This is a genomic window from Streptomyces sp. NRRL S-495, from assembly GCF_000966955.1.
Lineage (GTDB): Bacteria > Actinomycetota > Actinomycetes > Streptomycetales > Streptomycetaceae > Kitasatospora > Kitasatospora purpeofusca.
Map to the genome: position 1 here is coordinate 1 of NZ_JZWY01000720.1, position 12,971 is coordinate 12,971.

11 protein-coding genes and 1 pseudogene are annotated in these 12,971 nt (G+C 74.8%); 7 read left to right on the forward strand and 5 right to left on the reverse strand.

Translation table 11 applies throughout. The features are described from left to right. Nucleotides 1-767 precede the first annotated feature (767 nt). The gene (locus VR45_RS31765; RefSeq protein ID WP_045943338.1) at nt 768-1,061 is read left to right on the forward strand and encodes a hypothetical protein; all 294 of its coding nucleotides are present in this window, start codon (nt 768-770) and stop codon (nt 1,059-1,061) included. A gap of 18 nt (nt 1,062-1,079) precedes the next feature. Here the strand turns inward: VR45_RS31765 and VR45_RS31770 are convergent, their stop codons facing one another. Next, nucleotides 1,080-2,654 (reverse strand): glycerol-3-phosphate dehydrogenase/oxidase, encoded by a 1,575-nt coding sequence (locus VR45_RS31770; protein ID WP_045943339.1) that lies wholly within the window; start codon nt 2,652-2,654, stop codon nt 1,080-1,082. A 99-nt stretch (nt 2,655-2,753) separates the two neighbouring features. Next, nucleotides 2,754-3,419 (reverse strand): TetR/AcrR family transcriptional regulator, encoded by a 666-nt coding sequence (locus VR45_RS31775; protein ID WP_078897017.1) that lies wholly within the window; start codon nt 3,417-3,419, stop codon nt 2,754-2,756. 86 nt (nt 3,420-3,505) lie between these two features. Here VR45_RS31775 and VR45_RS31780 point away from each other — a divergent pair, with 86 nt between their 5' ends. The 5 genes from VR45_RS31780 (at nt 3,506) to VR45_RS31800 (ending at nt 9,171) form a co-directional block, all read left to right on the forward strand. Beyond that, nucleotides 3,506-5,074: an FAD-binding oxidoreductase gene (locus tag VR45_RS31780; protein WP_045943342.1), complete on the forward strand. Its 1,569-nt coding sequence runs from the start codon at nt 3,506-3,508 to the stop codon at nt 5,072-5,074. Continuing rightward, nucleotides 5,071-5,988 carry a diacylglycerol kinase gene (locus VR45_RS31785; RefSeq protein ID WP_078897018.1) on the forward strand — a complete coding sequence of 306 codons (918 nt, stop codon included), beginning with the start codon at nt 5,071-5,073 and terminating at the stop codon, nt 5,986-5,988. Before VR45_RS31780 ends, VR45_RS31785 begins: the two co-directional genes overlap by 4 nt. A gap of 148 nt (nt 5,989-6,136) precedes the next feature. Beyond that, a complete protein-coding gene (locus VR45_RS31790) occupies nt 6,137-6,535 on the forward strand; it encodes a hypothetical protein (RefSeq protein ID WP_045943340.1) in 399 nt (132 codons plus the stop codon). Nucleotide 6,536: 1 nt separating this feature from the next. After that, entirely contained in the window at nt 6,537-7,856 is a 1,320-nt protein-coding gene (locus VR45_RS42860; protein ID WP_052709521.1) for a tetratricopeptide repeat protein, read from the forward strand. Next, a complete protein-coding gene (locus tag VR45_RS31800) occupies nt 7,846-9,171 on the forward strand; it encodes a Clp protease N-terminal domain-containing protein (RefSeq protein ID WP_078897019.1) in 1,326 nt (441 codons plus the stop codon). Before VR45_RS42860 ends, VR45_RS31800 begins: the two co-directional genes overlap by 11 nt. Nucleotides 9,172-9,217: 46 nt before the next feature. Here the strand turns inward: VR45_RS31800 and VR45_RS31805 are convergent. Next, nucleotides 9,218-9,508: pseudogene (locus VR45_RS31805) on the reverse strand (hypothetical protein); the annotation flags it as partial. 191 nt (nt 9,509-9,699) lie between these two features. Next, on the reverse strand, nt 9,700-11,322 hold the full coding sequence (locus tag VR45_RS31810) for a hypothetical protein (protein ID WP_052709523.1): 1,623 nt from the start codon (nt 11,320-11,322) through the stop codon (nt 9,700-9,702). A gap of 420 nt (nt 11,323-11,742) precedes the next feature. Between VR45_RS31810 and VR45_RS31815 the strand changes: the two genes are divergently transcribed. Next, nucleotides 11,743-12,210, forward strand: coding sequence for a hypothetical protein (locus tag VR45_RS31815; protein WP_078897020.1), 468 nt, complete (start codon nt 11,743-11,745; stop codon nt 12,208-12,210). On the opposite strand, the gene VR45_RS31820 is transcribed toward VR45_RS31815, so the two are convergent. After that, nucleotides 12,189-12,968, reverse strand: coding sequence for a helix-turn-helix transcriptional regulator (locus VR45_RS31820; RefSeq protein ID WP_052709524.1), 780 nt, complete (start codon nt 12,966-12,968; stop codon nt 12,189-12,191). The two genes, VR45_RS31815 and VR45_RS31820, sit on opposite strands and share 22 nt — an antisense overlap. Between the last annotated feature and the right edge of the window lie 3 nt (nt 12,969-12,971).

Here is a 12,971-nt window from a genome sequence, read left to right on the forward strand (position 1 = left end):
CGTGCCGGCGGCGGGGAGGCTGTCGCCCACCGTCACCCCGGCGTCGCCGCCCTCGAAGACCAGCCCCTCCGGGTGCGCCTTCGGTGCGACCTTGCCGTCCGGCGTCTGGACGAGGGTGGTGTCGACCGGGACCCACGCCTCGCCGACCTTCATCCGGATCGGACCGGTCGACCGCTCCGAGGTCAGCGTCCCCTCCGGGTTCGCCCACAGGGTGGTGAACTCGGTGCGGGCCTTGGTGACCTCGATCCGCTTGCCCTGCAGGCGGGCCGCCAGCAGTGCCGACGCCTCGTCGCCGACGCCTCGTCAGGGGCCTCGGTGGTCGGCGCGGCCGGGGTGGCCGGCGCCTGCGGAGCGGGCTTCCTGTCCGCCTGGGGCGACGCCAGGGCGTCGGCCATGACACCGGTCTGCACCAGCAGACCGAGCGTCAGAGCCGTTGATATTCGGCGTATCCAGCGCATGGAAAAGGCCCCGCCGGTGGAACCGGGCGAGGCCGAGACTCGTGGTGTCATCAGGACTCTCTCGCATAGTGACAGGTCATCAGACGGCCCCGTTCGGGGCCTGGGAAAACCTCTCACCCCAAGCGAAGCCTCCACCGCAACCCAGGATGACAATCACGTAACAGATCGCCTACGCAGCGTTATTTCATCATGATTCCTGCACGAAGGAGATGATCATGGCATTCACGCCGATCGCCCCACCGCGAGGGGAATTCACCTGACTCGCGACGTACACTGACCGTGGCTCGGGGGCAGCACCGGAGGTCTCCCATGCGCCAGCGGCACAGCTTCCACCTCGACCGGGGCGGGCACTCCGTCACGGTGAACGTGCGGTCCGGGTGGATCACCGAGACCGAGGTGCTGGTGGACGGCAAGGAGGTGGCCTTCCACCGGGTCCACGGGCACGGGGTGTACCCGCTGACGCTCGCCGCGCAGCTGACCGAGGAGCCCCCGCTGCCGCTGGCCGTCCGGCTGGAGCGGACCGGGACGGCGGAGCGGCCGCTCAGCTGCACCCTGGAGTTCGGGGCGGACGTGCAGCCGATGGCGGAGCGCACCGGGCACTGAGCCCGGGTGCGGGCGGGGTCAGGCCGAAGCCTTCGCCGCGATGCCCTCGACGGCCGCCCGGGCGCGCTCGGCGTCCGCCGCGACGAGGCCGATCCGGGTGCGCCGGTGCAGCACGTCCTCCACGTCCAGCGCGCCCTCGTGGGTGAGCGCGTACGCGATCTCGGCGCGGCTGACGTCGATCCCCTCGGCGACCGGCGCCCCGTACCCGGCGCCGAGGTGCTCCTCGCCGACCGCCAGCACCTCGCAGGCCGCCCCGCCGTGCCGGGCCAGCAGCGAGGCCGCCACCTCTCCCTCCGGCACCGGGCGGCTGTCCCGGTGGCCGGGCGCGCCGACCAGCGGCAGCCGGGCCGTCCAGCAGGCGCGGGCGGACAGCTCGCGCAGCCGGACCGCGGTGTCCACGGCGTCCTCGGCCATCCGGCGGTAGGTGGTGAGCTTGCCGCCGACCACGGTGATCACACCGTTCGGCGACTCCAGGACGGCGTGCTGCCGGGAGATGTCGGCGGTGGCGCCGTCGCCAGTGTCGATCAGCGGCCGCAGTCCCGCGTAGGCGCCGCGCACATCGTCCCTGGTCAGCGCCGTCTCCAGGGCGCCGTTCACGGTGTCGAGCAGGAAGTCGACCTCGGCCTCGGAGGGCTGCGGCTCGTCGGGGACCGGGCCGGGCGCGTCCTCGTCGGTGAGGCCGATCGCCACCCGGCCGAGCTGCTGCGGCAGCGCGAAGACGAACCGGCTGGTGGAGCCGGGCACCGGGACGGTCAGCGCGGCGAGCGGCCGGCCGAGCGCGGCCGCGTCCACGACCAGGTGGGTGCCCCGGCTGGGCCGCAGCCGGATGGAGGGGTCCACCTCGCCCGCCCAGACGCCGGTGGCGTTGACGACGGCGCGGGCGTTCAGGGTGAACGACGCCCCGGTGAGGGTGTCGACGAGCCGGGCGCCCGCCCCGGTGACCTCCTCGGCGCGCACCCGGGTGAGCACGGTCGCCCCGTACTGCGCCGCGGTGCGGGCGAGTGCCACCACCAGGCGTGCGTCGTCGACGAGTTGGCCGTCGTGGGCGACCAGCGCGCCGGACAGGCCCGCGCTGCGCAGACCCGGCACCAGGGCCCGGGCGCGGTCGGCGCCCACCCGGCGGACCCGGGGCAGCAGGCCGCCCGGGGTGCCGGCGCTCAGCCGCAGCGCGTCGCCCGCGTGGAAGCCGGCCCGAACCAGCGCGGCCTGGCCGGGGCGGAACAACCCGTCCAGCAGCGGCACGAGTTGGGGCAGCGGCCGGACCAGGTGCGGGGCGGTGCGGGTCATCAGCACGCCGCGCTCGACGGCGCTCTCCCTGGCCACCCCGATCCGGCCGGAGGCGAGGTAGCGCAGACCGCCGTGGACGAGCTTGGAACTCCACCGGCTGGTCCCGAAGGCGAGGTCGCGGGACTCGACCAGCGCCACGCACAGCCCGCGCGCGGCCGCGTCCAGGGCGACACCCGCGCCGGTGACGCCGCCGCCGATCACCAGCAGGTCGACCGACGGGCGGTCGGCGAGCGCGGAGAGCTCCAACTCGCGGCGGCGGGCGGTGAGTCGGGCGGTCCCGGCGAAGGGCCCGGCGGTGGTGGTCATCTGCGCCTCCGAGGCGGTCGGTCTACGGGCGGTGCGCGGGCAGGAGCGGGCAGGCGGTGCGCGGGCAGGAGCGGTTCCGGTGTCGCCGACCGGGCAGGGCTAGGGCGCGAGGTACCCGTCGAGGGCCCGGGCGAGCTCCCGCCGCCAGGCCTCCTCGGACAGCACCGGGGCCACCATGCGGTGCGACTGCACGGTGGACTGGGCGATCAGCAGCACCATCGCGGCCAGTTCGAGCGGTTCCCCGGCCCGGATCGAGCCGTGCCGCTGCCCCTGCTCGATCCCCGAGCGCAGCGCCTCCAGCAGTCCGCGCTGGCTGGCGCCGAGGCGGTCGACCACGTACTCGAAGAGCGTGTCGGAGTCGCCGGAGCGCAGCAGCGCGCCCAGCACCGGGTGGTCCCGCAGCCGGACGGCCACCTCGACCACGCCGTCGACGAACGCGGCCCGGTCGGTGCCGGTGAGCCGGACGGCGTCCCGGGTGGCCGCGATCTCCCGGGTGAGCAGCGCGCCGATCACGGCGCGGACGTCCGGCCAGCGCCGGTAGACGGTCGGCCGGCTCACCCCGGCGCGGCGCGCGATCTCGGCCAACTGGGCGCGGCCGACGCCGAGTTGGACGATCAGTTCGGCGGCGGCGTCGAGGATCGCGTCATCGGTGCCGCGCTCGGCACGCTCCGTACCGCGCTCGGCGGCAGGCCCGGCGGCACGCTCGGCACTCGGCTCGACACTCGGCTCGGCGCCCGGTTCGTGAGGCTCGTTACTACTTGACATGATGTGTAAAACTGTAACGCATGACCCCCGAGAAGCAAGCGGCACCGGCGACCCTCACCGGTACGGCCACCCTGCCGCTCCCCCCGATGAAGTGGGACGCCTGGGGCGACCCGGCCCTCGCCAAGGAGCTGTCCGCCGACATCAAGGGCCTGCTCGCCGCCGCCCTCGGCGTCACCGGCGACGCCGCCCCCGGGCCAGACGCCTCGGAGGTCGTCCTGCGGCCGTCCGCCCTCACCCCCGACGACCTCGCGGCCCTCGCCGCCGTCGTCGGCGAGGCCCACCTCAGCACCGCCGACGCCGACCGCCTCCCCCGGGCCGGCGGCAAGTCCACCCCCGACCTGCTGCGCCGCCGCTCGCGCGACCCGCAGGACGCGCCCGACGCCGTCGTGCTGCCCGGCAGCGAGGACGAGATCACCGCGCTGCTCGCCGTCTGCACCGAGCGCCGGATCGCGGTCGTCCCGTTCGGCGGCGGCACCAGCGTGGTCGGCGGACTGGACCCGGAGCGCGGGGCGTTCGCCGCCGTCGTCTCGCTCGACCTGCGCCGGCTCGACCAGCTCCTCGACCTCGACGAGACCTCCGGCGAGGCCCTCCTCGGCGCCGGCCTCACCGGCCCGGCCGCCGAGGCCCTGCTCGCCGAGCGCGGCTTCGAGCTCGGCCACTACCCGCAGAGCTTCCGCTTCGCCACCATCGGTGGCTTCGCGGCCACCCGCTCCTCCGGCCAGAACTCGGCCGGCCACGGACGGTTCGACGACATGGTGCGCGGCCTGCGGGTGGTCACCCCGACCGGTGTGCTCGACCTCGGCCGCGCCCCGGCCTCCGCCGCCGGCCCCGACCTGCGCGAGCTGTTCCTCGGCTCCGAGGGCGCCCTCGGCGTGATCACCGCCGTCCGGGTGCGCGTCCACCCCGTGCCCGCCGTCAAGGCGTACGAGGCCTGGTCGTTCCCCGACTTCACCACCGGCGCCGCCGCGCTGCGCGCCGTCGAGCAGCAGGGCACCGGCCCGACCGTCATCCGGCTCTCCGACGAGGCCGAGACGATGATCAACCTGGCCATGACCGAGAAGATCGGCGGCGAGGCCGCCATCAGCGGCTGCCTCGCGGTCACCGTCTTCGAGGGCACCGCCGAGCAGGTCGCCGCCCGCCACCAGCTCACCCGCGCCGCCCTGCTCGCCGCCGGCGGTACCTCGCTCGGCGAGGCCCCCGCCCGGGCCTGGGAGCACGGCCGGTTCAACGCCCCGTACCTGCGCGACTCGCTGCTCGACGCGGGCGCACTGTGCGAGACCCTGGAGACCGCCGCGGGCTGGCGCGACCTGCACGCCCTGCGGTTCGCCGTCACCACCGCGCTGACCGAGGCCCTGCCCGGCTCGCTCGTGCTGTGCCACATCTCGCACGTCTACCCGACCGGCGCCTCGCTCTACTTCACCGTGGTCGCCGCCCTCGGCGAGGAGCCGCTGCAGCAGTGGGGCGCCGCCAAGCGGGCCGCCTGCGACGCCATCGTCCGGTCCGGCGGCACCATCACCCACCACCACGCCGTCGGCACCGACCACCGCCCCTGGATGGCCGACGAGATCGGCGACCTCGGTGTGCGCATCCTGCGCGCCGTCAAGGCCGAGATCGACCCCGCAGGCATCCTCAACCCGGGCAAGCTGATCCCGTGAACGACCGGAGAACCATCGCCCGCGTCGTTCTCCTCACCAACCCCGCGGCCGCGGCCGGCCACGCCGAACCGGCGGCCCACCGCGCCACCGCCCGCCTGCGCGCCCACGGCATCACCGTGGACCCGCGGGCGGGCGGCTCCGCCGCCGAGTCGCTCGCGCTCGCCCGGGAGGCGGTCGCCTCGCCGTCCTGCGACGCCCTGGTCGTCGTCGGCGGCGACGGCATGATCAACCTCGCCCTCCAGGCCGTGGCCGGCACCGCCACCCCGCTCGGCGTGATACCCGCCGGCACCGGCAACGACCACGCCCGCGCCCACGGCCTGCCCCGGGACACCCCCGAGGCCGCCGCCGACACCGTCGCCGCCGGCCGCACCCGCACCGTCGACCTCGGCCGGGTCACCGCCGCCGACGGCTCCACCCGCTGGTTCGGCTCCGTCCTCGCCAGCGGCTTCGACTCCCTGGTCAGCGACCGCACCAACCGCCTGCGCTGGCCGCGCGGCCGGATGCGCTACAACCTCGCGATCGCCGTGGAGTTCGCCAACCTCCGCCCGCTGCCCTTCCGGATCACCCTCGCCGACGGCACCCGGATCGAGCGCGACCTCACCCTCGCCGCCGTCGGCAACACCAGCAGCTACGGCGGCGGGATGCTCATCTGCCCCGAGGCCGACCCCGCCGACGGCCTGTTCGACGTCACCCTCGTCGACGCCATGCCCCGGCGGCGGATCGCCCGCTTCTTCCCCACCCTGCTCAAGGGCACCCACACCGCGCGGCCCGAGGTCACCACCCACCGCACCACCTCGCTGCGGCTCGACTCCCCCGGCATCACCGCCTACGCGGACGGCGAGTTCATGGCAGCGCTGCCGGTCGAGGTCACCGTCGTGCCGGGGGCGCTGCGGCTGCTCGTCCCGGGCGAGTGATCCTGACGAGTGATCCTGATGACTGGTCCCGATGACTGGTCCCGATGACTGATCCCGAGCAATGATCCGAACCTCCCGCAACTGTCGGCCGGATCAGTAGACTGACCGCTCTCGACTCCGTCCAGAACCAGCCTTGTGGGGGGCACCTGTGGACGTGCACATTTCCGTGGCCGGCGGGGAGACCGGACCGGGGACCGTCGCGGAGGCCGAGTCGCTGACCGACTGGCTCCGGGGCGAACCGGGCCTGACCAGGGTCACCCTGACCGGTCGTCCGCCCGGCCCCGGGGAGATGGGATCGGTACTGGACACCGTCACCGTCGCCCTCGGCGCCGGCGGCGCGCTCCAGGTACTCGCCTCCTCGCTGCGCACCTGGTTCGCCCAGCCCCGGCGCAGCGACGTCCGGGTGAAGATCCGCCGGACCGACGGCGGGACGGTGGAGATCGACGCCAAGCGGGTGCGCGCCGGGGACCTGGAGGCGATCCTGCGCACCGCGCTGGAGAGCCAGGAGCCGGAGGGCCCGGCCCCGTCCGGTCCCGAGCAGGGCTGAGGTGCGCCTCCCGGACCCCCGGCGGTCCCGGATCGTGCTGGTCGGCGCGAGCACGTACACGGACCCTGACCTGCCGGACCTCCCGGCGGTCCGGCGCACCGTGACCGACCTGGCGGCCCTGTTCACCGACCCGGACCACGGGGTCGTCCCGGAGGAGCACTGCACCGTCCTGCTCGACGACGCCGACCTCGGCCGGGTCGGCCGGCGGCTGCGCGAGGCCGCTCGGGCCGCCGAGGACCTGCTGCTGGTCTACTTCACCGGCCACGGACTGGTCGGCGGCCGCCGGCACGACCTCTACCTCGCGCTGCCCGACAGCGAGTACGGGGACCCGGACTTCACCTCGATCGAGTACGACAAACTGCGCGGCACCGTGCTCAACAGCCGCGCCACCACCAAGATCATCGTCCTGGACTGCTGCTTCTCCGGCCGCGCCGTCACCGGCACCATGGCCGGCGGCCCCAGCACCATCAACCAACTGGAAGTCTCCGGCACCTACGTGCTGACCTCCGCCCAGCGCGACCAGGTCTCCCTCTCCCCGCCCGGCGAGGACCACACCGCCTTCTCCGGACGGCTCATCCGACTGCTGCGCGAGGGCATCGCCGGCGGCCCGGAGTACCTCACCATCGACGACCTCTACCAGCGCCTCGTCAGCCTGATGGTCGCCGAGGGCCTGCCCGTCCCCCTCAACAGCACCACCGACAACGCCAACCTGATCGCCCTCGGCCACAACCGGATCCACGCCGCCTCCGTCGCCCCCGCACTGCGCGAGCGACAGGTGGCCGCCGAACAGCAGGCCCTGGAGGGCGACTGGGCCGGCGCCGCCGCGTCCCTGCGGGAGGTCCTGGACGAACAGACCCGCCTCCTCGGCGCCGAACACGAGGACACCCTGCGCTGCCGCCGCGCCCACGCCCACTGCGTCGGCGGCGCCGGCGACCCGGCCGAAGCCGCCCGCCTGCTGCGGCCCCTCCCCACCGCCCACGCCCGCCTGCTCGGCAAGGACCACCCGGAGACCCTGCACACCCGCCAGTTCCTCGCCGTCAACCTCGGCGAGGCCGGCCACCGAACGGAGGCCATCGCCGTCCTCCGGGTCCTCCTCGCCGACCGCAGCCGCCTCCTCGGCAGCGAACACGAGGACACCCTGCGGACCCGGCACATACTGGCCCGCAACCTGGCGCTGACGGGCGCCGAGGAGGAGGCGACGGCGCTGCTGCGGCAACTCGTCGCGGAACGGGACCGGGTGCTGGGGACGCAGCACCCGCACACGGTACGGGCGCGGAGGGAGCTGGCGGTGCTGGAGAGGGGTGCACAGCATGGAGTTTGAGCGGTACACCGACCGCGCACGGCACGTCGTTGAGGGGGCGGAGGACGAAGCGCAACGGCTCGACCACTCCGAAGTGGGGACCGCGCACCTGCTGCTGAGCCTCCTCCACCAGGGCAACGGGGTCGCCGTCACGGCACTGCGCAAGCTCGGTGCGCCGCCCGCGCTCCTCCACCGGGAGATCGATCGCCGGCTCGGTCGCGGTGATGCCAGCGATCCGGGCAGCCGTCCGCTGAGCCTGTTGGCCAGAACAGTGCTGGAGCTGTCGAACGCCGAAGCCATGGCCCTCAGCCATGACTACATCGGTACCGAACACATCCTGCTGGGCCTCCTCCGTGGAGAAGGCGGTATCGCCGCGCGGGCGCTCTCGTCCGCCGGCATCGAGATCGTCCAGGCCCGTCGGCAGGTCCTCGAAATCCTGGCTTCGCCAGCGACCCAGAAGCCTCCGGCAACGCTCGCCTCGCTCGGCCGGAGCCTCAATGCCGAAGTCTCCAATCCGGTGGAAGGCATCGTCGGCCGGCAACCGGACATCGACCGTGTCCTCCAGGTGCTCAGCCGGCGGGCCCGCAACGTCGCACTGCTGGTGGGCGATCCCGGGGTGGGGAAGACCAGCGTCGCGGCCGGGCTGGCGCAGGCCGTCGTCCGTGGGGAGGTGCCCGAACGGTTCCAGGGCCGGGCCGTGCTCCGTCTCGACATCACCGCGCTGTTCACCGACCCCCGGCACCACGGGCGCTTCACCGAGGTGATGGCCGAACTGGTGCAGGACATCCTCCGGTCCTCGGACCTCATCCTCTTCCTCGACAACGCCCTCTCCGTCGTCCGCACCCGCGAGGGTCAGGCCGAGGCGCTGGCCTTCTTCCGGCCGGTGTTCGACGTGCCCGGCGTCTCGATCGTCGCGGCCGCCGGGTCCGCCGACCACCGGCGGTGGGAGCGGGACTCGGGCCTGGACCGGCGGATCCAGCCGGTGCCGGTGGCCGAACCGGCGCCGGAGGACGTCCTGGAGATCCTGCGCAGCGCCCGGCAGCGGCTGGTCGACCACCACGAGGTCGTGATCACCGACGAGGCCCTCGCCGCGGCCGCCCGACTCGCGCACGGCTACCTGCCCGGCCACGCCCTGCCTGGTGCCGCGATCGACCTGCTGGACGAGGCGAGCACACACGTCCGCTCCGGACCGGTGACCCCCGGCACGACGCCGAGCGTCACCGAGGAAGTGGTGACCCGGACGGCCGGCGCATCGGCCGCCCTCCCGGTCGCTCCCCTCCCGCCGGTGCTCTCCCCTCCCGTCCCGCACGACCCGACCGTCTGGTCCATGAGCTGAGCCGCCGCTACCCCAACTCCAACGCCTCCCAGGCGAACTCCTCGCCCCACCCCGGCTCGCGGCGGGCCCAGGCGGCCATGGCGGCGATCACCGGTTCCGGGTCGTCGAGCTTCACCTGGAAGTGCCGGTCGGCGCCGCCGTCCCGGTACTCGAAGGAGTACTCGCCCCCGCGCTCGTGCCACACCTGCACGTAGACGTCGGGCTCGTCGGGTATCCGCTCGACCACCAGGAAGCGGTCCCGCCTGCCCCCGATCCGCCGCACCAGCCCGGCCAACGCCTCGACCTCCGGCCGGGGGTGGTTCCGGTCGTCTTCCGTCCGCACCGTGATCTCCAGCATGAACCGGATCCTGGCACGGGCCACTGACAACGCGTCCGGCGGCGGGCGCCCACCAGAGGTGGCGGCGCCGCGCACAGGAGGTCGGACCGGCCGACTTCCTGTGCGGTAGGTCCATGGATCCCCGCACGCCGAACGCCCCTCTGCCGCACCGAAGGTTGCGGCAGAGGGGCGTTCGGTCGGCGGGAGCCGGGTCAGCCCTTCGGGGTGGGGCTGGGCAGGGTGCCGGTGAGGAGGGGCCATTCGCGGTGGAAGGACGGGAGGGGGAGCCTGCCCTCGATCAGCGGGGTGCCGAAGATCTTGAGGTGGGCGAGCAGTGCGCCGTTGAGGTCGATGCCGCCGACGAGGGCCCAGCTGCCCTGGAGCCGGGGCGTGCCGCCGGGGACGTCCACGGCGAGGGAGCCGTCGGCCTTGGCCTGGAGGTAGGGGGCGACGGTGGCCTCGACGCCGACCGCGTCGTAGAGGCCGACGCTGACCTCGGTGCCGAGGGTGGCGCGGACGGAAGCCTTGCCGTCGAGGCGGACGTGGACCGGGGAGACCTTGGTGTCGGGGGCGTCGGCGGCGGAGGTCCAGCCGCGGCCGCCGCCGGTCCAGTCGGCGCGGACGGCCCAGGTGCCGGTGGCCTCCTGCTCGGCCTCGACGTGGACCTGGCCGTCGGCGCCGACCTCCAGGTAGCAGGTGAGGGCGAGGTTGACGACGACCGGCAGCCCGGCGACGGTCAGCACCGGGCTGGCCTGGAGCTTGGCGAAGGGGACGCGGACCGGCGCGGCGGTGGCGCGGGCGAAGTCGCCGGTGACCTTCCAGTGGGCGCGGGCGCCGAGGTCGAAGCCGATGGAGGCGGTGCGCGGGGTGCCGACGCCGGCGCCGTGGTAGGCGAAGCGGACCGACGGGTGGAGGGCGAGTTCGCCGGTGGCCTCGGCGGTGGCGCCGCCCGGCAGCGGGATCGGGGCCTTGGCGTCGACCTCCAGGGTGCCGGAGGCCTCCGCCTTGGTGGTGCCGTTCTCCCGGCCGACGGTGGCCGTGACGTCCTTGACCAGCGGGGTGACCTTGATCGCCTTGGGGTCGACGGGGACCGTGCCGTCGGCCTCGGCGGCGCCGAGCAGTTCGGGCAGGGTGGCCGGGCGGGTGGCGAGGCTGAGGGTGTTGCCGGCGCCCGGGTGGACGGCGGTGACGGCGAGGAGCGCGCCCTGCGGGGCGGCGTCGGTGGGCGGGCTGGCGAGCAAGCGCCCGGGCTGGACGGCCTGGGTGAGCGCCGGGACGGCGGAGGGCGAGGACGTGGCGGCGGCGGGAGCCGAGGACGCGGGGGCCGAGGGCGCCGTGGACGCGGCGGGCGCGGACAGGACGGCGGTGCCGGCGGCCGGGTCGTAGGCGGTGAGCCGCAGGTCGGTGGCCGCCGCCGGGGTGGCGGCGGAGCCGTCGGCGGACGGGGTGCCGACGGCCACGGTCTGCGCGCCGGGCTGCGCGGCAGCGACCGGCAGCAGCTGCGGGGCGGGGCCCGTCGGCGGCGCGACGGCGGCAGCGGCCGGGGCCGAGGAGGCCGGGGGCGCGGCGGCGGAGGATCCGCCGGGGGCCGGAGCGGCCGCCTTGCCGGCGGGGCGGGCGGCGGTGGCCGCCGAGGCGTGCGCGGTCGGGGATCCGCCGGACGCGGGGGCCGCCGGGTTCGCCGTGCCGGTGGCGGCGACGGGAACGGCGGACGGGACGTCGACGGCGACCGACGCGGCCCGCCCGTCGCCGGAGGCGGGCCCGCAGGCGGCGACGCCGAGCAGGAGCAGGGAGGCGAGGGCAGGCCGGACGGCCGGGACGAGAGGACTCTTCACCGGGGCTCTTTCAGCGGCGAGTTCCGCACGGGCGGCGGCGCACGGACGGTGCGCGCCCGCCCGGGAACGAGGGTGGGTGGTGGCAAGGGGGAGCGCGGCCCGCACGGCCGCGCGGATCGTCATGTTACTGACGAGAAATCAGGTTGTCGAAGACATGTCCGATTGGTGAACAGCACCCCGATCATGCCTCAGGGGCCTTATCACCAAGGGTGGTTGGTGCACGTCCAGAGTCCGACCACCCCCGTTCGGCGGGGGCCCGGCGGTTCGCAATCCACCACTCGGCGGGGCTCCTCCCCCGCCGGTGGACGGGTCCCGGGGCGGGCCGTCGGCATTCCCCGCCGGGAATTGTCGACCATGACGGGCCCGCGCAGGATGGACGACGAGCGGGACGACCGACCATCACGAGGGGACCAGCCGCAGATGAGCACCAGCACTACTGGCACTACCAGCACCACCGGCACCACCGGCACCACCGGCACCGCACAGCGGATCGCCGACCGCTATGTCGCACTCTGGAACGAGCCCGACCCGGAGCGGCGGCGCCGGGCGGTCGAGGAGCTGTGGGCGGCGGACGGCGTCCATCTGCTCCAGCCGCCCGAGGACATGCGCGAGCGAGCGGCCGAACTCGGCTTCGCGGAAACCGTGTTGGAGGCTCGCGGCCATGACGCGCTGGAGCGGCGGGTGGCCCGGGCGCACGAGGAGTTCGTGGCCGGCGGCGGCTACGCCTTCCGTGAGCAGGGCGAGGCGATCCGGGTCGGCGACGCCGTCAAGCTCACCTGGGTGATGGTGCGCCCGGGCGAGGACGAGGTGCTCGGCGGCGGGGTGGAGCTGCTGGTGCTGGACGGGGACGACCGGATCGCGACCGACTACCAGTTCCCCGGGCTCTGATCCCCCGGCTCCTGCTCCGCGTAGGCGCGCAGCGCGGCGGCCGTCGGCTCGTCGACCGGCAGGAAGGCCTCCAGCCGCAGTTCGGCGAGCGTGACGTCGACGGCGGTGGCGAAGGTGGTCACCGTGGTCATCAGGTGCAACTCGCCGAACGGGCTGCGCAGATGCAGCGGGACGGCGAAGCCCAGCGGGTCCCGGGCGGCCGGGGACTCGTCCAACGGCGGCACATAGCCCGCCAGTTCGTCGTGCAGTTCGGCCAGGTGGGAGGTCGCCGCCAGGACGTGCCGGGACCACGCCGCGAAGTTGACGATCCTCGGGGCGAGCCCGGCCGGGTGCAGGGCGAGCCGGTAGGCGTTCGCGCCCCGGCCGAGCAGCTCCGGCGCGACCCCCTCGGTCAGCAGTCCGAGCGCGGCGTTGGCCGCGACGATGCCGCCCCGGCCGTCCACCACCACGGCGGGATAGGGGAGATGGCCCTCCAGGATGTGGCCGAGCGCGGACCGGACGGGCGCCAGCTCGGGCCCGTCCAGCGGGCACTCCGCGTACACGGGGGCGTAACCGGCCGACAGCAGCAGCTCGTTGCGCTCGCGCAGCGACAGGTCGAGCGACTCGGCGAGCCGGACGACCATGCCGCGCCCGGGCGCCGACCGGCCCGACTCCATGAAGCTGAGGTGGCGCTGGGTGGTGCCCGCCCGGCCGGCGAGCTCGAGCTGACTGAGACGGCGGCCGGTGCGGCGCTCGCGGAGCGTACTGGGAAAGTCCACGAC

Bases quoted from the DNA above. Each gene is read 5' to 3' on its own strand.
- VR45_RS31765 (WP_045943338.1), top strand. From the start codon at position 768: ATGCGCCAGCGGCACAGCTTCCACCTCGACCGGGGCGGGCACTCCGTC.
- VR45_RS31770 (WP_045943339.1), bottom strand. From the start codon at position 2,654: ATGACCACCACCGCCGGGCCCTTCGCCGGGACCGCCCGACTCACCGCC.
- VR45_RS31775 (WP_078897017.1), bottom strand. From the start codon at position 3,419: ATGTCAAGTAGTAACGAGCCTCACGAACCGGGCGCCGAGCCGAGTGTC.
- VR45_RS31780 (WP_045943342.1), top strand. From the start codon at position 3,506: ATGAAGTGGGACGCCTGGGGCGACCCGGCCCTCGCCAAGGAGCTGTCC.
- VR45_RS31800 (WP_078897019.1), top strand. From the start codon at position 7,846: ATGGAGTTTGAGCGGTACACCGACCGCGCACGGCACGTCGTTGAGGGG.
- VR45_RS31815 (WP_078897020.1), top strand. From the start codon at position 11,743: ATGAGCACCAGCACTACTGGCACTACCAGCACCACCGGCACCACCGGC.